At 43.6% G+C, this 17763-nt stretch carries 18 protein-coding genes; 12 read left to right on the forward strand and 6 right to left on the reverse strand.

Translation table 11 applies throughout. The annotated features are described in order from the left end of the window. Positions 1-16: 16 nt before the first annotated feature. Complete coding sequence (locus GA520_RS19470; RefSeq protein WP_163338903.1) at positions 17-1549, reverse strand: sigma-54-dependent Fis family transcriptional regulator; 1533 nt, start codon at positions 1547-1549, stop codon at positions 17-19. A 245-nt stretch (positions 1550-1794) separates the two neighbouring features. Between GA520_RS19470 and GA520_RS19475 the strand changes: the two genes are divergently transcribed. The 6 genes from GA520_RS19475 to GA520_RS19500 all read left to right on the forward strand — a co-directional run bounded on the left by GA520_RS19475 (position 1795) and on the right by GA520_RS19500 (position 5359). Continuing rightward, entirely contained in the window at positions 1795-1974 is a 180-nt protein-coding gene (locus GA520_RS19475; RefSeq protein ID WP_163338904.1) for a hypothetical protein, read from the forward strand. Beyond that, positions 1971-2255, forward strand: a complete 285-nt coding sequence (locus tag GA520_RS19480) for a hypothetical protein (RefSeq protein ID WP_163338905.1) — start codon at positions 1971-1973, stop codon at positions 2253-2255. The genes GA520_RS19475 and GA520_RS19480 overlap by 4 nt, the downstream gene beginning before the upstream one ends. A gap of 283 nt (positions 2256-2538) precedes the next feature. Continuing rightward, positions 2539-2880 carry a hypothetical protein gene (locus GA520_RS19485; RefSeq protein ID WP_163338906.1) on the forward strand — a complete coding sequence of 114 codons (342 nt, stop codon included), beginning with the start codon at positions 2539-2541 and terminating at the stop codon, positions 2878-2880. Positions 2881-2907: 27 nt separating this feature from the next. Beyond that, complete coding sequence (locus tag GA520_RS19490) at positions 2908-3537, forward strand: hypothetical protein (protein ID WP_163338907.1); 630 nt, start codon at positions 2908-2910, stop codon at positions 3535-3537. 12 nt (positions 3538-3549) lie between these two features. Then, complete coding sequence (locus tag GA520_RS19495; protein ID WP_163338908.1) at positions 3550-4473, forward strand: nitroreductase family protein; 924 nt, start codon at positions 3550-3552, stop codon at positions 4471-4473. A gap of 97 nt (positions 4474-4570) precedes the next feature. Next, a complete protein-coding gene (locus GA520_RS19500; protein ID WP_163338909.1) occupies positions 4571-5359 on the forward strand; it encodes an SUMF1/EgtB/PvdO family nonheme iron enzyme in 789 nt (262 codons plus the stop codon). 287 nt (positions 5360-5646) lie between these two features. Here the strand turns inward: GA520_RS19500 and GA520_RS19505 are convergent, their stop codons facing one another. From GA520_RS19505 to GA520_RS19520, 5 genes are all read right to left on the reverse strand, one after another. After that, positions 5647-5859: a Na+/H+ antiporter NhaA gene (locus GA520_RS19505; RefSeq protein ID WP_163338910.1), complete on the reverse strand. Its 213-nt coding sequence runs from the start codon at positions 5857-5859 to the stop codon at positions 5647-5649. Between the two features lie 103 nt (positions 5860-5962). After that, positions 5963-7129: an ABC transporter substrate-binding protein gene (locus GA520_RS19510; RefSeq protein WP_163338911.1), complete on the reverse strand. Its 1167-nt coding sequence runs from the start codon at positions 7127-7129 to the stop codon at positions 5963-5965. Positions 7130-7793: 664 nt separating this feature from the next. Beyond that, positions 7794-8363: a flavodoxin family protein gene (locus GA520_RS19515; protein WP_163338912.1), complete on the reverse strand. Its 570-nt coding sequence runs from the start codon at positions 8361-8363 to the stop codon at positions 7794-7796. 20 nt (positions 8364-8383) lie between these two features. Then, the gene (locus GA520_RS27260) at positions 8384-8719 is read right to left on the reverse strand and encodes an ArsR/SmtB family transcription factor (protein ID WP_370362727.1); all 336 of its coding nucleotides are present in this window, start codon (positions 8717-8719) and stop codon (positions 8384-8386) included. Positions 8720-8871: 152 nt separating this feature from the next. Then, a complete protein-coding gene (locus GA520_RS19520) occupies positions 8872-11151 on the reverse strand; it encodes a PAS domain S-box protein (RefSeq protein WP_163338914.1) in 2280 nt (759 codons plus the stop codon). A gap of 640 nt (positions 11152-11791) precedes the next feature. Between GA520_RS19520 and GA520_RS19525 the strand changes: the two genes are divergently transcribed. The 6 genes from GA520_RS19525 to GA520_RS19550 all read left to right on the forward strand — a co-directional run bounded on the left by GA520_RS19525 (position 11792) and on the right by GA520_RS19550 (position 17707). Then, on the forward strand, positions 11792-12571 hold the full coding sequence (locus GA520_RS19525) for an ABC transporter substrate-binding protein (protein ID WP_163338915.1): 780 nt from the start codon (positions 11792-11794) through the stop codon (positions 12569-12571). Between the two features lie 193 nt (positions 12572-12764). After that, on the forward strand, positions 12765-13190 hold the full coding sequence (locus tag GA520_RS19530; RefSeq protein WP_163338916.1) for a hypothetical protein: 426 nt from the start codon (positions 12765-12767) through the stop codon (positions 13188-13190). Between the two features lie 659 nt (positions 13191-13849). Continuing rightward, positions 13850-14611, forward strand: coding sequence for a GNAT family N-acetyltransferase (locus tag GA520_RS19535; protein ID WP_163338917.1), 762 nt, complete (start codon positions 13850-13852; stop codon positions 14609-14611). Positions 14612-15137: 526 nt separating this feature from the next. Continuing rightward, the gene (locus GA520_RS19540; protein WP_163338918.1) at positions 15138-16496 is read left to right on the forward strand and encodes a B12-binding domain-containing radical SAM protein; all 1359 of its coding nucleotides are present in this window, start codon (positions 15138-15140) and stop codon (positions 16494-16496) included. Positions 16497-16518: 22 nt separating this feature from the next. Continuing rightward, the gene (locus GA520_RS19545) at positions 16519-17124 is read left to right on the forward strand and encodes a TetR/AcrR family transcriptional regulator (protein ID WP_163338919.1); all 606 of its coding nucleotides are present in this window, start codon (positions 16519-16521) and stop codon (positions 17122-17124) included. A gap of 310 nt (positions 17125-17434) precedes the next feature. Next, the gene (locus GA520_RS19550) at positions 17435-17707 is read left to right on the forward strand and encodes an SHOCT domain-containing protein (protein WP_163338920.1); all 273 of its coding nucleotides are present in this window, start codon (positions 17435-17437) and stop codon (positions 17705-17707) included. Positions 17708-17763: the final 56 nt, after the last annotated feature.

Here is a 17763-nt window from a genome sequence, read left to right on the forward strand (position 1 = left end):
CCCTGTCCTCTGTTTGTCATGGCACTTGTTTTCTACCATAACTGACTCCCAACCGTTTCATCCGGTTACGCAGTGTGCTGGGGTTGACGCCGAGCAGAGCAGCAGCGCCTTTCGCTCCGTTAATTCTGCCCTTGGTGATTTTCAAGACATGGCTTATATGATGAGATATCAGGTTATCAAGATTGTATGATTCTGTTGAGGGGCTTTCCACTTTCACAACCGGTTTTGAAATCTCTGCCCCAAGATGCTCAAACTGTAAAGGGCCTTGTGGGTTGAGGATAAGGGCTCGCTCAATGACATTTTGCAGCTCTCTGACATTACCAGGCCACCCATAGTTCATTATTTTTTCAATAGCTCTGGGAGCTAATGAAGGTATGGATGTAAGCTTCAACTCCTTTGCTTTCATATTGATGAAGTGCTGGATTAAAGCGGGGATATCCACAGTTCTATCCCGAAGCGGTGGCACCAGGATAGGAAAAACATTCAATCGAAACCAGAGATCTTCACGAAAATCTCCTTTTTCCACCATTGTCTCCAGGTGACGATTGGTCGCCGCTATAATTCGAATATCCAATGAGATTGTATCTACCCCACCAACCCGTTCAATCTCCTTGTTCTGCAAGACCCTGAGCAGGCGGGTCTGAGCGTGCAGTGGGAGCTCCCCTATCTCATCAAGAAAGATAGTGCCTTTGTGTGCTCGCTCAAAACGACCTCGTTTGAGTGACAATGCCCCGGTGAAAGCACCTTTTTCATGGCCGAATAATTCACTGTCGAGCAGTGAATCCGGAATTGCTCCACAATTAACACTGACAAATGGGCCTTCGCTGCGGGATGAGGTATAATGAATCGCATTTGCAATCACATCCTTGCCCGTTCCGGTCTCACCCATCAGCAGCACCGGGCTGTCAAGTACGGCTACCTGCTGGACCATTCTCGTTACCTTTTTGAGACCAAAACGAGCGCCAATAATTTCATCGCCAGACAGCCGTCGAAGTTCTCCATGCAGAAACCGATTATCATCCGCAAGCAAATCATTGAGCGCAACAACCTCCCTGTGTTTCAGGGCATTGGACATTGAAAGGACCAGAGGCACCTTGAGTTGTTCAATCATCACACGATCATCATCGTCAAAGGTCTCTTTCCCCTCGGAAACCAGGACAAGATAGCCTATGGTGTCCCTCCTGTTCCTCAAGGTCATGACAATTACGGAAGAGCTCTGTATGCCATGAAAGGCCGTCATTTCCTCACTCACCGGAAAGGCCATAGGCTCTGTTAACAGGAAAGCATCCTGATCGGCCGGAGCATTGGCAGCCAACTCCCTTGCCTTGGCAGAGAGAGGTGTGAGTAAATCCAGTTTGCCATATCCGGACTCACTGGCATACGCTATAGTCCGCATGGCCCGATATGCTGCATCATAATGCTGCAAAAAAATGTGCGTAACCGGCATTGCTTCCTGGAGAAACAAGCGCAACTCCCGCAACGCCTCCTCTATCTCCAAATTGCCGCAAATTCGTAATGTAGCTTCCCGGAACAATTCATTTTTATTCACGTCCCTCCTCCCACACCCTGGTTACCATATATGGTCATTTCCTCCAAGCTACCGTATAAGACAGAAAAAATCTGCCATATTCGGCAAATAAGCCTGCGTATAACGCTAATCACCTTAAAACACTGCAAATGTATTCTGGCATCTCTTTTGCTAATCCTGGACATATAGAATCCACGAGTTGTCACTTCACCCCCCGCAATATTTTGAGGAGCACGGAGAAATATCGAAGTCACAAGGAGATGTAAATGAATTTCTACTCTATCGATTACATGATTAAGGAACGGCAAAAGCTGGAGCTGGAAGAAAGCGAACGAAAGAGGATGCGTCGCATGGCCCGTGAGCAGTCCAGCGATGCCCCCAGCACGAAGAGATTCTGGAGAACCCTCTTCCCTGAGAGCACCCGTCTCGCAACAGTGAGAAAATGATGCAATGGGTTGAGGTGATACAATTACGAATCACGAAACCAGACCCTGAGCAAATCATCCCCATCCTACAGCAACTTGCAGAGGATGCCAGCGAGGAAGATTCGTGCCAGGAGGTACATATGTACAGGAGAGCACATGTGAATACTGATTTGAGCATCCTCCTTTGGCATGACATCCTCCCAGGGGCAAAAAGTGAGAGCTCACTCGGTTTACGCATAAGCGCAGCTCTCAAGGAGTTTGGCATGGTGAATCATAACACCTGGTTTGAGATAGATTTCTAAACCCCATATTTCACGTATCTGCTGAGTTCATAGTCGAGGCATCAAGGGTGCAGCTGTAATAATCTACCGCAAACCCTTGATAACGAAGAGGATGGACTCAGCAGTCACGCCCGCAGGGTGAAAAGAGAGTTTGAGTGCAAGCGGTCTATCGCGGTACAATCTGTACCCGACAAAATTCACAGACAGTAAAGCTTAAAAATTTGATATCATTTAACATATATGGATAGTAGAAGATTTTTCATGAAATATTGGGGCTAAACCTGTTACATGTGAACAACAGAGAATGAAAATAAGGGTTACCATGAACGCTCAATGGCATTTATTTACAGAAAAGACACCTCCTGAAGAGGAGGTGTTACTGGTTATCGGGCCACTTGGTATCGATCTCGCCATGCTACTTGAAAATAATCTCTATTTCAAAAAGGGAGATGATTGGACCTCAGGCAATCTGGAACATTGGAGATATAATATGCCAACACAATGGTCAGAACTCACACTGCCGGATGAAGATTCAGACTGTGGTAAGATTACACCCGTAACCAGTGGCAAGCCTTCATTCAGAAACGATAGCCTTGCCCCACCTGTTCTGGAGATACCAGGCAGACTCACTCATCCCTGTCTATGACATATATTTGAGCCAGGAGATCATGATATGGCATTTCCGGATCCTACTCTTCCCATCGCCACCTGCTCGGCCACTTCATGTACAGATTGCCCGGTTTCCGCAAAGGTGCATTGCCATTTCCGGTTAAAAGATCTCGTCCATTTTCTGCTCATCAGCTTCCCGGGAATCATAATCGGTGGTGCTGTTATTAACGGTTACAACCAGTGGTTTTTTGCATTATATATAGCTTTTATCATTGGTTTTTTCGGACTTCTTGAAATACGGGTCATGTGTTCCCACTGCCCTCACTATGCCGAAGAAGGAAAAACCTTGACCTGCTGGGCAAACCATGGCTCCCCTAAACTGTGGAAGTATCGGCCGGGACCTATGTCAACACCTGAACAAATTCTGTTTTTCGGTGGATTGGTAGTCGTTTGGGGATATCCTCTTCCGTTTTTTGCTCTCACCGATGCCTGGCTATTGCTTGCACTATACATACTGGCGACTACAGCCTTTTTTGTAACGCTTAAACTTTTTCTCTGCTCGAAATGCATGAACTTTGCATGCCCCCTTAATGGTGTTGACCAAAGTGGGAGAGACATGTTTTTTGAACGTAACCCTTCGGTTGCTAAGCACTGGCACTCCCAGCGGTCATTATGCGCCTCAGAATGTAAATAACAGGATCATACAATGGCAATCCCGACATCAAGAACAAAAGAAAGTCCTGAAATCAGAATAAATTCCGAATCATGCAATGGCTGTGGCCTTTGTGTTTCGGTCTGCAGTGACTCCAGCCTTATAATCGAAAATGATACGGTCAAGCGAAGTGACGTATCACTCTTTGAATGTATTGGATGCGGGCATTGCATGGCAATTTGTCCAACAGGAGCAATAGAGATTTATGGCAGAGAACTCTCCCCGGAAGATGTGTACAATTTACCGGCAAAAGACCAAACCTCAAACTACGAACAGCTCTTAGCAACGCTGCAATACCGTAGAAGTATAAGGGCGTTTGAAGATAGAAATGTTGAGCCCGAAATTATTGATAAAATTCTGATAGCTGCGAAAACCGCGCCAATGGGGTTACCGCCTTCCGATGTGAACGTCTTGATATTTAACGGGACAGAGAAAACAAGAGCATTTGCGAAGGATTTTTCTCTCTATTTGAAAAGTATCAGGTTCATGTTCAACACGCTCTTTTTGGCTTTGATGCGTCCGGTATGGGGGAAAGAGACCGATGAAGTATTCAGAAAATTTCTCAAACCACTTTACAAAGCATATACAGAAGATGGGATGGATAAAGGCATCAATAACATCAACTATGATGCTCCTCTGGCCATGTATTTTTACGGTTCTCCCTACTGCGACCCTGCAGATCCGATTATCGCCGCTACCTATGCGATGATTGCTGCAGAATCCCTTGGCCTGGGGACATGCATGCTGGGAGCTGTCCATCCATTTATCCAGAATGGACGAAAAGCCAAAAAATTCCGAGAAGATCATAATATCAAATGTAAAAGCAGGGAAGGACTCTTTGTCGCATTTGGATATCACAAGTCTCATTACCAAAAGGGAATACGCAGGACGTTTGCATCCATAGAATTCAGTGATTGAAGATACACTGCATTTCTGCCAATCATCTCAAGGTGAAAAAAACCTACAGACAAAACTATCAACGTTATGGCTTGTCGCTCTTTATCAGGAGGATTACATGAAACTGTTGTTAAAATGTGCTTTGCGGCCAATATGCATTCAAATTTTTACCCTTGTTTTCATATCTGTTTTGGGGGAAGCGATATATGCAGAACAACTTTTCGAAAAGGATCTGGTGCTGGTGAAAGGTGGCTGTTTTCAAATGGGAGATGTTTTTGGTGATGGAGGTGAGCATGAACGCCCTGTTCATGAGGTATGCTTACAGGATTATTACCTCTCAAAATATGAAGTGACCCAGCAACAGTGGCAACATGTCATGAACAATAATCCCGCATTGAACCAATCTGATTCCAATTTTCCAGTTGATATCGTGAGTTGGTGGGATATCGAGGAATTTATTGAGAAGCTGAACGCTCAAACAAACCAGAATTACCGCCTGCCAACAGAGGCAGAATGGGAATTTGCCTGCCGGGCCGGCGGGAAGGAACTAAAATATGGGACGAAAGATGGTACGCTTTCAAAAGATCTGGCTCTCTATCTGGGAGATGAGAAAAGCGGCATGACAGTTATGCCTGTTGGCAGCTTCCCCCCTAACCAACTTGGACTTTATGACATGTCGGGGAATGCATCTGAATGGGTTATGGATTGGTATGATCGCGACCACTATGGACAAAGCCCTGTAAATAATCCGGTTGTTCTTAAAACACGCTTAGAGACACTCAAGGTCAGACGAGGGGGAAATTGGGCCGACCAAGGCTGGATACTTCGCTGTACCAACCGTAATTATCGACGACCGGGATTGCGCCTCATGGGTCTTGGGTTTCGCCTGGCTAAAGATCCAAAATAGAATTTTCTGATATCCAACGTTTTTTTTGCAGGATCACCTGACACCAGAACGGTTTACAGATGTAAAGTCCCACCTGCCACTGGGCAGGTCAACAGATCTGGCACAAACAACGCACACCAATTGTTCTTCAACCACGTAACAAGATATCTCTTGAGTACTGAAAAGAGCACCTCGGAACTGCCGAACATGCATCTTTAACGCGTGCCCTCTTCCCCTGGGTTTGCAGCAAAGAGAAAGAGGGCACAAAAAGAGGAGAACCATTTTACCGGATCACGCGAACGCCATAGTCACTCCGACTTACCTGTTTTCAAGAACCAGACATACCCGGAAACACCAGCTATCAGCGAAGCGAACACCACACCAATCTTGGCATTGAGCAGCAGTTCGGGCTGGACCTCAAAGGCCAGCGAGCCAATGAATATGGACATTGTAAAGCCAATGCCGGCAAGCATGGCAACCCCGACGACATGACTGAAGAGATGAGCACACAGCGTTCTCATCGTGAGAGGTTTCCAGCACTGCACCTCAAGAGCATCCCCCCGGATGAAACAATTTATAATAACTCTCCCATTGAAGGCTCAAAAAGAGTCTCTTTCTCTTTGATTAAGGACAGACTGTTGAATAATGCGTGTTGATTCCATTTTCAATTTTTATAATTACCGCACATTTTGCCGGGTCACCCGATTCGTTAAAACTCATTTTGCCGGTAACCCCCTCATAATTTGTTATCTGTGTCAATCTCTCACGTATCGTGGCCCTGTCTTTTATCAAATTGCCGGTGAGCCCCCCACTGTTTTCAATGGAAAGCAATAGGACCTGGACGGCATCCCAGGTAAGGGCCGCTACCTCGTCTGGCAATTCACCGTATGCCTTTTTGTATACTTCGACAAAGTCCTTTGATTTACCAGTTGCCTTTCCTGCCGCGTAGTTCCCCACGAAAAAAAGATCGTCACATGCCGAACCGCATTCTTTCGTTAAATTGCCGCCCGCCCAGGAATTACTCCCGATAATCGGCTTTTCCCAGCCAAGTTTTCTAGCCTGCCTGACGATACCCGGTACTTCATTATAATGCTGTGGCGTAAAGAGGATATCCGCGTCGGAATCAACAATCTTCTGTAACTGTTTACTTAAATCTGTTTCACCTGTCCTGAATTCTTCATAAACGACGACAGAGCCCTTTCCGTTCGTTTCTTCAAATATATCCCTAAAACTTTTTGCCATGATTCTTGGGTAAGTACTAACGATATCATAAAGAACCGCCGCTTTTGTTGCTTTAAACTCATTCGTTATAAACTTAGTCAGTACTGGTGCCTGTACTTCGAGAAGGTAACCACTGCGAAAAACAAATGGTCTTTTCTTGGTGGTATCGGGAGAAGTCGACCATGGGGATATCAGCGGAGTGGAAAATGAGTTGGCTATTCCACCTGCAGGCACAGCCTGCCTTGAACTTAAAGGACCAACAATTGCGAGGACCTTCTTCCTGCTCACCAGGTCAAGCACTTGACCAGACGCTTCCGTAGAAGTCGATTGGTTGTCATTGTAAATGAATTCAATCTCATGGACCTGTCCATTTACATGCAATCCTCCTGCATCATTAACCTGTTTTAGTATTAAATCGCCCGTTTGCCTGGCGTTCTTGCCTACAACCTCAAATTCACCAGTGAGAGGAATGTCAAAACCGATTTTAATCTTACTCCCAAATACAGGATTGGTAAGGGAAATCAAATACAAGAGGGTAACGGGCAATAACAACTTGGCAAAGCATCTCATTATTTTTTCTCCTGTAGATATACTAGTTGAAGTCGTCAATCCCCCCCCCAACACGACTTATATCACGCTAGTAAACATGCAAGAAAGACGCCACCTTAGGTTGTTTGCAAACTCCTTGTAAATAACCGTTTTGGAAGGATTTCACCAAGACCATTGATGTACAACCAAGGTTGTAGCAATATGTGATATAGATGTTTTTGTGCCAGTATTATAGAGTGCTAGTGATGTTAGGCAAAACAAGAACCATGGAGTGAAAAATGACTACATATATTTCTTCCATGAGCTATATTCCCAACTACTAATATTTTCAGTGTTAGGGTTATAACTGGAGATTATCTTGAGGTAGTGAAGTTGTTGAAAGTGTGCCATACAACTTTTATTGTGGATACAATATTGGTTGTAAGGCTTGGCTATGTTCATTACTAAAATAGTGAAGAAAAAGATGCTGTATGGACTGACACAATGCTCTTATAAAAATATGGACTACAGGTGCGGCCACACTGCCCACAGTGATCATAAGCCAGACACAACAAAGCCACTTAAAGACCACATCTTGAAGTGGCTTTGTCGCTCTCTCTAAGTGGCCGGTGCCGTAGGAATCGACCACCCCGCCAGGCTCCCATGGCCCAACCAGCTGATTGATTCCTGAACAGGAAATATATTTCTACAGGAGTTTTTCGGCGATCTCTTTGGCCCTCGTCACCAGATCATCTCTCTTCATCGCCTGACCCAATTCGTTCAGTTCGCAACCCCGTAGTAGATGTGTTTCATCAAAGTAGTTCAACATCTTAAAAAAAGCATTATATCGCTCAAATACATCAGCATAAAGCTCTTGGGGCGCCCCCTGGGACTGGATAAAAACAAGTTTTTTCCCCTTGGGAAGCCGGTGCTTAATCTCTTCAGTCATAAAACCCGGCGTAAGATATGAGTACGTTCTGTCTATGAAGGATTTGAGCTGAGCAGATATCTCACCCCAGTAAACAGGGGTGGCCATCATTATCACATCTGCTTCCTTTACTGCTTCCAGAACCGGTGCCAGATCATCTTTTACCACACAACTCTCACTCTTCCCCTTACAGGCCATACAGGCCTGGCAACCCTTGAAAACGAGTTCATTAAGAAAATATTCTGTAACACTATTTCCTTTCTCTTTAAGAGTAGAGGTTACAATCCCAGCCAATTGGGTAGAGTTACCTTTTTTCCTGGGGCTGCCTAAAAGGGATACTATTTTCATCTTCTTTTCTCCATGTATTGTCACAAATTTAAGAAAGACCTGATCTGTTTCAGAGCGTGAATATTAATCTGTATATCAACGCTCTTCCCTCTTCGTTTTAGAAATATTAATTTTGCATTCTTGAGTTCTTTGAAATGATGAGAGACTGTTGAAGGTGCAAGCTCCATTCTCTGCGCTATCTCTTTTTGGCAGCTTTCCACCTGCTCTTCACTACTTGAGCAAATCCTACCTGACTGGAGATGAGGGAGAAGCTCCAAATAGAGTCGTAATCTGTTTGGATTTGACAGCGCCTTGAACATTACTGCCAGCTCTTCCACTTCACTTGGCGCAATATGGTGTATTTTCGAATTCGACATGTTTCGAATTATAAAACAATCATGGCCTATGTCAACGGCACCCCGGGTAAATATTACTCAAGACAGCAAGATTGTAATCAAGAACTCGGTATGTTTATCAACGACCTTCTTAAGAATTGAATGGAATGAAGTCAAAGCTTCGGTAACGAAGCTTATGACAATGCCTTGTGGACAGCCAGACTCAACTCTGAACGGCGATATGGTTTTCGAATAAAACCTTTTAGTTCGTTGAGATTCATCTCTTTCAGGTCTTCATTCCTTGTAAAACCTGACGTAAGAAGCACTCGAATGGCTGGATCAATCTTCTTCAACGCCATATAACAATCTTTGCCGTTCATGATCGGCATTACCATGTCGAGCAGCACAAGATCATACCCTTTTCTATCTTGCTGTATGCGATCCAAGGCTTCTCTACCATTTTCTGCAAGCGACACGAGATAACCCAACTCCTCTAAGATAGCTTTTGCCGTCACTCGCATAACTTCCTCATCATCGACAACCAAGATCCGTCCGCTCCCTTTCTTAAGGACAGCGTGGGTTTGAGCAGCCATAGTATCACTGTTGTCAGTTGGTAAATACACATGAAAGGTTGTTCCAATACGTTGTTCACTGTTTATGGTAATTGCACCATGATGTTGTTGAACAGTGCCGTATACCGATGAAAGACCGAGGCCGGTGCCTTTGCCTGGCTCTTTTGTCGTAAAAAATGGTTCGAATATTTTTCCCAGTATCTCCGGGCTTATTCCCTCCCCTGTATCCTGTACCTCGATCTCGATATATTTACCAGGTTCTAGGTCGAATGCTGATTTTTGGCAAAATAATGAGTCAAGTTCAAGCAACCGGGAATTGATATTAATAGCACCACCGTCTGGCATGGCCTGAGAGCTGTTAATGCAGAGATTAAGAAAAGCGTTTTGCAGTTGAGATGGATCACCGACAATAGTGCTTGTTTCTGCACGAAAATTCTTTTGAACGATTATGCGCTTATCAATTGTGTTGCTGAGTAGCAAAATAGTATCATTAAGGAGGTCATGGATATCGATTGCTGTTGAAGACTTGGGATTGCTTCGGGCAAACGTCAGGAGTTTGTCTGTAAGCCCGGCCGCCCGTTTAACCGCTTGCATGATCATGTCGTGATATCGCTTGGCCTGTGGTTCATCCGGAAGGTAGAGCGTCAGCATCTCGGCACCACCCATTATCCCTCCGAGCATATTATTGAAATCATGGGCAATCCCTCCTGCCAGGGTGCCAATTGCCTCCATTTTTTGTGCCTGGACTAGCGCCGACTCCAGTCTCATGGCTTCTTTCTCGGCAATCTTTTTCTGTGTTATGTCAAGAGATACAGAAACCATGCACACTTCATCCCCAATAGTAATACGTTCTGCCCAAAACAGCATAATGAGGACTTCACCATTTTTTGTCCGTCGCCTGACTTCATGCTCAGTCACACGGCCATGGGTCCGTATTTCCCGAACTATGGCATCTCGATCCTCAGGATTTTCCCAAGTATTAAGAGATAGAGATGGCTCACCAATCACCTCATCTTGACTGAACCCCATCTTTTTGAGAAAGCATTCGTTAACCTCTATATACCTACCGTCTTCCAACGAACTAAGGACAACCCATACTGGACTGTTATTAAACGCTTTGGCGTATTTTTCTTCAGAAAACCGTATCGCCTTCTCCGCTTTTAGCTGGGCTGTGACATCCTCAATCTGTCCTTCCAGAAAGAAAAATCCATTTTCATGCTCCACCATTCGCGCATATATTTTGACATCTATTACCCCGCCATCATTGCGTTTAAATTTTGTTTTGAAACCAGACACATGCCTTTCCTTAATGATTGTATCAAGGAAGAGCTGCCTATCGGTTGGATCGACATAAATTTGTTTTCCAATATCATCAACAGTAGTTAAAAGAGATTTCTCCGTGTTGTGACCAAGCAGATTGGCAAGAGCTTTATTGGCTGTAATAAATGTCCCATCAAGGGTTGCTTGGAATATTCCATGCATCGAGCCATTGAAAATGGCCTTATATTTTTTTTCTGATAACCTCAATCGTTCTTGGATTTCGAGTTCAGCGATCCAGGACTGGATAATCTTTGCTGCAATTTTCGCCACCGGTTTTGCAAGCCGAAGTTCTCCTGTAATACCAAAACCCGCAACAATCGTATCTCCGTCATAAATCGGACAACTGTACCCTTCTCTTACCAAAGGGTTTGTTGCCGCCTCCTCATGCGTAATCGCACACTCCTCCACTTCACCCTGCATTATTTTGAGAGCACCTGAATGCAGATCACCAATTCTTGAGATATCAGTTGCTTTTACGATTATGCCTTTTGTATCGTAAATCAGAACAGACAAGCCTGTTTCATCGTTGATAACATTTAGAAATTGTTCGAAAACATCCCAGATTTCACTAGCGCTGGCCATGACCCTCTCTTCTTCTGTTCACTATCAAAACACCTCTTAGCAAATCACACTTTCATCATATCCTATAAATACACTCCAATTCAAACCAACAGATCATGATTTCAAACCCTTTACTGGTTGCATAAACTGTCTTCATCGAATTTAAAGCCCAAAGTAGGTTTGATAAGGCGTTTCAATTTGGCATGATCGGCTTCAATGCAATACTAGAGATATGTCGCTTTCCGATGGTGTACCTGTTTATGAACGAGGCTCTCCATTTTCAGTTCACGTATTGTTTGCTCACAGCTCGGGACATGGCCAGTATTGATGGTGACAGGTTTCTCGTGCTCCTTCATTCTACCAAGTTCCCATCCTGAAAAGGCCAAGCAATTTACCTAAGAATCTTTTGGCACCTGTAGCCTTACGAGTATGCGACAGATAGAACCCCAATGTCTTGCCACACGTCTTGATTACCCTGTATCCCAGACAAATTTTTTCACGATATCTGGATGTTACCCCACCCGGGCCTGAAAACACTGGTAGAGTTCGGGTATTTATGAGATTTATGTATAATGAAAGCTCAAGCAGAGGAAATTATTAGGACTGACCAAAAGGTTCAACAGGAATATGGGCTATTGATTGTCGCCCCTGGAGTATAAAAGTGAAGATATTTGAAACCTATACAGTTGCAATGTTTGCCTTTTTCGTCGCTTTGACATCACCGACAGATTCTGTCTCTCAAACTCTTAATGTTATATGTGATGAGTGGCCTCCATATCAGATAATAGATGATAATAAGGTTGACGGTTTCAGTACCAACGTTGTCAAAACGGTTTTTTCGAGGATGGGAGTCGATATCGGAACCATAAGGGTATATCCTTGGAAGCGGGCAATAACAATGCTTGAAAATGGAACAGCGGACGCACTATTTTCTGTAAACTTTGAAAAGAGTAGATCCCAGTTCGCCTTATATCCCAAAGAAACTATTATTTTATCTCCCTGGGTCATGTGGTCACGCGAAGAGGATAGACTCAAGTTTGACTCATTGAATGATCTAATTGGAAAAATTGTTGGCATGGTGCGTGGGTATAGCTACACCCCCGAACTCTGGGATTTTGTAAAAAAACATGAGATATATGAGGAAGCTAGTAATGATAAACAAAACTTCCTCAAATTGAATTTTGGACGTATCGATGTTATTCCTGCAGAATTAGGTAACGGTCTTTACCTTGTTAATAAGCTGGGTCTTAACACAGTTGAACCACTAATGAGAAACCCACTTAAAAGAGACGGTTTGTATATTATATTCAATAAAAACAATATTGATGGATCATTTGTTGATAAATTTTCTGCCGAACTCAAAAAACTGAAACAGGAACCTATCTACAAGAACCTGTATGACGAGTATTTCACATTGGTATCACAATTGCCCGGCAAGTAATCAAAATAGCATCTGAGAAGCGTTGAACATTGCGATTAATCGTTCAAATTCATTGCCTGCTTCGATACAATGCTGTAAGAGATTACTTCCTTTAGTTCCCGCGACTCTTCATTCACCGGAGTGGATGAAGAGTCGCATTTTAGAAAGAAATACTTTCCCCTTAAAAAAGAGGGGATGAGTTTGGAGATAGCTTATGACGGATATGAAATGGACTACAGTTAAAAGAAAAAGGAAAGAAGCTGATTCTGAACAGCAGGGAGTCCCATCAAAAGGAGATTTACTGGACGGCGATACAGGTGTCAGAAAGGTGGCTGCGGAGATTATTCCGAAAAAAAATGGTTATGTGCGACGGCCGATACCCAAATCCTCGCTGGCCGCCAAGGCATTAACAGAAGAACAACAGCAACAGATTCAGACGTTGTATATGAATCTGGAGACGATTACAAAACAGGTGATGGCAACTAGAACATCCGACATAGAGGCCCATGAGAATGCCCTTCTGGAGATACGTTCACTCCTCGATCGGATTATTACCATTGACCCCTCACGGTATATGACGCCCTTGGGAGATGCTCTTGAGAATGCTATTTGCAAAATATACACAGTTGTAACCAAGTAGCTTTCATCTGGAGTTAGCGTCTTTAAATGATAACGATATCGTTAGGATCATGACGTAAAGAGCAATATACTATCCTGAAGACCAATCACCTCACCGTTGTGTGTAACCCTTTCGCCGGTTCCCGATCCTATTTTCCCGGACAAAACATAAAAGGCTTAAATGGCTCCCCTGGTTAAGGCGGACTCCCTGTGAGCAATCGCACCCTCAAACTCGCTATGGGACGGACCATGTAATGGGCTTTACACTAATTTGCACGCTGATTAACAACGCAGGGCACATCGACAACGGCACTAAAGCCCAGAATGAATTATTGGGTAGAGTGTGGTCAAAGCAGCTTGCTGAAGCTACAGGACGATGACGGTGCCCATTCATCATCGGAACGATTTTTACGAACAGTGGGCAACCTAAAAAAAAAGCTCCTATTTGATCTCACATCAGTGGAGTAATCGGATGAGACTTGATTCCTAATTACATATTCACATACATCAGCTTTCTTTTCTGCTTCAACAGTTCCACGTTGCAAGATCGATAACAATTATTATTCTTAATTGCTTTAAGGACAAATAGATATTCCTTGTTATTTTCAACATAGATACAACTCCAACTTTTTAACAAGTGATAACAATACAGATAGTTACTGGAGACAAAGGAAAGACAAATTGATTATCAGGAGCGAAAATACTTCAGACATAGAGGTGATCACCGATATCACGAAGGCCGCTTTTGAAGATCGCTCTTTCAGTCTCAACACTGAGCATTTCACCATTCAAGACCTACGTGCCGATGGTGCACTAACCGTATCACTTGTAGCTGAAGTTGATGGACGTATTGTTGGGTATATTGCCTTTTCACCCGTTACAATTTCCGATGGAACAAAAAATTGGTATAACCTTGGCCCTGTAGCTATTGTGCCGGAATTTCAAGGACGCCGAATAGGTACAATACTGGTCAATAGCGGGTTAACGTTATTGAAATCTATGAGTAGCGAAGGCATTGTACTTATTGGTTTACCTGCATATTTCAGCAGGTTTGGCTTCTGGAGTTATCCCCAGCTAATTAATGACGGAACACCACAAGAAGTCTTTTTAGCAATGTCTCTTACTGAACGGATACCAAATGGGACGGTTGATCTCCATAAGGCATTCAAACAGCTATCAATCATTGAAAAAGATGCCATTGCTGAAGTAATTATCGACTATGCCATAGCTGGAATAAAAGTTGATCTAGAAGATCCCGCGATTGAAAGTCTGATTGATAAGGGAATCTTGTCCGCAACACTCGATGGTAAGGTTATGATGCACCCGTCAGCATTGACAGAATACGACTCATACCTTGCTCAGGTTGGTCAATTTAGAGCTACGGAAATGAGCCGTGTACATAAAAATCCAATAATGGCAGCGATCAAGTATGGCAGTGGATGAATGCAACACAGAAAAAGAAGTGCAGTAGAAAATGGTCTAACCCTCAAAACAGGGGTATCACCAACATACCGTTACTATATGATATGAAGGGGTTAGCAAAATCAGCAATTTCGTTTTATCCCTGCCTATTTCCTCTAATATGGATCTATTTCGAGCGGTAAGCACAGGCTCCATGACCGTCTACAAATCATCTCAACTATTTTCCACGGGATTTGGTGGGTGCTCAGACAGCAACATCAAATTACCTGTAGCACCTGTAATTTGATGTTGCCAGCGCTAACCGAAAGGTAACAGCCATATCAGGAGGCTGTCCGAGAATAAGGGTTTTGGTCAAAATCGAGACATTTTCAAAAAAGTTTTCTCCGACACACTCCCAGATAACCCCCAAAGACCGCACCACATCAATCCACGTTTTTTATTCAAACCTAAAAACTCTCTCATATTTTGTGTCCTTGACATTTTAGAGTAATTACTCTAATTGTTAAAACAGCTAACAGACACAAAATCAAAACAAACGGAGAATATCATGCGGATTATGCTCATTCAGCCACCGAGCAGTATCGATTTCATAGATGGCGTCTTTATGCATGAACCTTTGGCTTTAGAATACCTTGGGGCTGGATTGAAATTAGACGATCATGAAGTAATGCTGTTCGACGCCCGTATTGACAGTGATATAATTACGGCGGCAAACGATTTCCTCCCTGACATCGTCGCTCTTACCGCGTATACGAGCCAGGTTAATATCATTAGAACACTAGCAGGAAAACTAAAGGCTCTTGATCCGATCCCATTTGTTGTCGTGGGAGGTCATCATGCAACCGTACATCCTGCCGACTTCAACGTTCCAGATATTGACCTGATAGTTATCGGCGAGGGAGTTACAGCATTGAGAGAAATTGTTCGTGAAGTGGAGACAGAGCAGAATTTCGTATCCATTGACGGATTGGCTATCCCTGGTGAAAAATTAAGACATACCACTGTTCGTCCTCACTGCGATCTCGATGACTTGCCCACACCTGATCGTAGTCTATCGGCTCGCTATCGTAACCACTATTTTAGTGAGTGGTTGCGTCCTCTTGCTTCTATCCGAACGTCTTTAGGCTGTGTAGGTCGTTGTAACTTCTGTGCCTTATGGTCCCTCACTGGAGGCAAGTACTTAAAACGGAACAATGAGAAAGTGGTTGAGGAGCTTAAAACTATTCGAGAGGAAAATGTATTCTTCTGTGACGATGAATCAATGTGTGATGTTAAAAGGATGGATCTATTGGCTGACCTTATTGCTGAAAATAAAATCCACAAAAAATATTTTCTTTATGCACGGGTTGACACCATCGTCCGACACCCTGAACTTTTTGAAAAATGGCGGGATATTGGCCTGCAACAGGTATTCGTTGGTATGGAAAGTTTTTCAGATGCCAGTTTACGCTCAATGAATAAAGGCGTTACTACAACACAACAGGAACAGGCAGTACGCATCCTGAAAGAACTGGGGATTCTGCTCTATGCATCCTTTGTTGTAGATTCGAACTTTTCTCGGGAAGATTTTCGTTCATTGACCAGTTATGTGCGCCGTCTCAAGCTGCAATACGCCTCCTTTTCGATCCTCACACCATTACCAGGCACCCAAATGTACCAAGAGTATCATGAAAAGTTACTGCCTTATCGCCCAGAGATGTTCGACTTTCTGCACACTGTACTACCAACCAATCTGCCTTTGAAAGAATTCTATACCGAATTCGCGCGTCTCTGGCAAAGCGCTATCCCTCCGCATCGAGCAATGAAAACCTTCTCTCGATACGGCTTTAGACGACTCCCAGGAACTTTTCGACTTCTTAGAAAAGCCATGAAGACAATGCGTTCGGCCCATCTGGATCACGTTTAGAAAATGAGCTATGATGTAGTCCATGACAAAACAAGTAAAGTTAAAAACACGAGATAAAATTCTGGAAAAAGCTCTGGCTCTCTATAATGAAAAGGGAACATCAGCAGTTACTACCAACCATATTGCCGTAGCACTGGGTATAAGTCCAGGAAACCTCTATTACCACTTCCGTAACAGAGAGGAGATCATACTACATATTTTCAAGCGAATGGAGGCTGAAAGCAGAGAAGGATTCGAGCCTATTGCAACAGGTGCACATGATCTTGGAATACAGGCTTTCGAGGAAACCTTTCGTTTTATCCAGCAGTTTAATCAACGCTATATTTTCTTTAAACGAGAACTACCAATCTTATTGAGGCGTGACCCTGAGTTGAAAGTGCGTTTCAATGCAGTTCATGTAGAGACCTTAGGTCTAATTCGTACCCTAATCGACGGTACTGTCACTGGGGGTGCGTTACGCCATTTAAATGCCGAGGAGAGGCAATTGCTTGCAGAGATGAGTTGGATGTTGACACTTTTCTGGCCAAATTACCTTGAGATCTCCGGAGAATATAACTTTGAACAGGGGCTTGAGCGGGGTGTCGCTATGATCAGATTACTTCTGCAAGGATTCAAGGCAGATCTATAAAATATTATTTTTCTGTATTCACCACCTCTCATCACGCTCCCGAAAAACGTAGAGAACCAGATCAAGTCTCGCGACTGGGTGGCGTACCATTTCGCAAAATGATAAATTTCGTTCTACTCCCACTTCTTTCTTTTAATATGCATCAATTTCGAGAGGTAAGCGCAGACTCCGGGAGCGTTTAAAAATCGTCTATTCGTACTCCTTATAAATCAGGTGCAAATACAGCACATCGTGGTATAGTCAATACAGTGATCAATTAAATACTTATATACCTAGACAGCATTTTCTTTCTATCGAACAAGGAGCAATCATGTGGGGAGCTAACTTATCTGAATGGAGTAACTCTTTTTGCGGTTGGGGACCATCTTTTGGCCATGGCCCCTGGTTTATGGGCTGGCTCTTCCCTCTCATCTTTTGGGGTCTGATTGCCTACCTGGTATTCAGCATTATCAAAGGTTTATTTTCCAACACCAGTTCCAAGCTGAATGATAGCTCACTTGAAATATTGAGAAATCGTTTTGCTGCTGGTGAGATCAATGAAAAAGAGTATAACGCTCAAAAAGCTGTATTGAATCGAGGTTAAGGTAGATCTACTTCGAGTAGAACGCTACAAAGGCCTCCGAACTATTACCAAAGGGC

The organism is Desulfopila sp. IMCC35008 (assembly GCF_010646885.2).
GTDB lineage: Bacteria > Desulfobacterota > Desulfobulbia > Desulfobulbales > Desulfocapsaceae > Desulfopila.

Bases quoted from the DNA above. Each gene is read 5' to 3' on its own strand.
- GA520_RS19475 (WP_163338904.1), top strand. From the start codon at position 1,795: ATGAATTTCTACTCTATCGATTACATGATTAAGGAACGGCAAAAGCTG.
- GA520_RS19480 (WP_163338905.1), top strand. From the start codon at position 1,971: ATGATGCAATGGGTTGAGGTGATACAATTACGAATCACGAAACCAGAC.
- GA520_RS19485 (WP_163338906.1), top strand. From the start codon at position 2,539: ATGAAAATAAGGGTTACCATGAACGCTCAATGGCATTTATTTACAGAA.
- GA520_RS19490 (WP_163338907.1), top strand. From the start codon at position 2,908: ATGGCATTTCCGGATCCTACTCTTCCCATCGCCACCTGCTCGGCCACT.
- GA520_RS19495 (WP_163338908.1), top strand. From the start codon at position 3,550: ATGGCAATCCCGACATCAAGAACAAAAGAAAGTCCTGAAATCAGAATA.
- GA520_RS19500 (WP_163338909.1), top strand. From the start codon at position 4,571: ATGAAACTGTTGTTAAAATGTGCTTTGCGGCCAATATGCATTCAAATT.
- GA520_RS19505 (WP_163338910.1), bottom strand. From the start codon at position 5,859: ATGAGAACGCTGTGTGCTCATCTCTTCAGTCATGTCGTCGGGGTTGCC.
- GA520_RS19510 (WP_163338911.1), bottom strand. From the start codon at position 7,129: ATGAGATGCTTTGCCAAGTTGTTATTGCCCGTTACCCTCTTGTATTTG.
- GA520_RS19515 (WP_163338912.1), bottom strand. From the start codon at position 8,363: ATGAAAATAGTATCCCTTTTAGGCAGCCCCAGGAAAAAAGGTAACTCT.
- GA520_RS27260 (WP_370362727.1), bottom strand. From the start codon at position 8,719: ATGTCGAATTCGAAAATACACCATATTGCGCCAAGTGAAGTGGAAGAG.
- GA520_RS19520 (WP_163338914.1), bottom strand. From the start codon at position 11,151: ATGGCCAGCGCTAGTGAAATCTGGGATGTTTTCGAACAATTTCTAAAT.
- GA520_RS19530 (WP_163338916.1), top strand. From the start codon at position 12,765: ATGACGGATATGAAATGGACTACAGTTAAAAGAAAAAGGAAAGAAGCT.
- GA520_RS19540 (WP_163338918.1), top strand. From the start codon at position 15,138: ATGCGGATTATGCTCATTCAGCCACCGAGCAGTATCGATTTCATAGAT.
- GA520_RS19545 (WP_163338919.1), top strand. From the start codon at position 16,519: ATGACAAAACAAGTAAAGTTAAAAACACGAGATAAAATTCTGGAAAAA.
- GA520_RS19550 (WP_163338920.1), top strand. From the start codon at position 17,435: ATGTGGGGAGCTAACTTATCTGAATGGAGTAACTCTTTTTGCGGTTGG.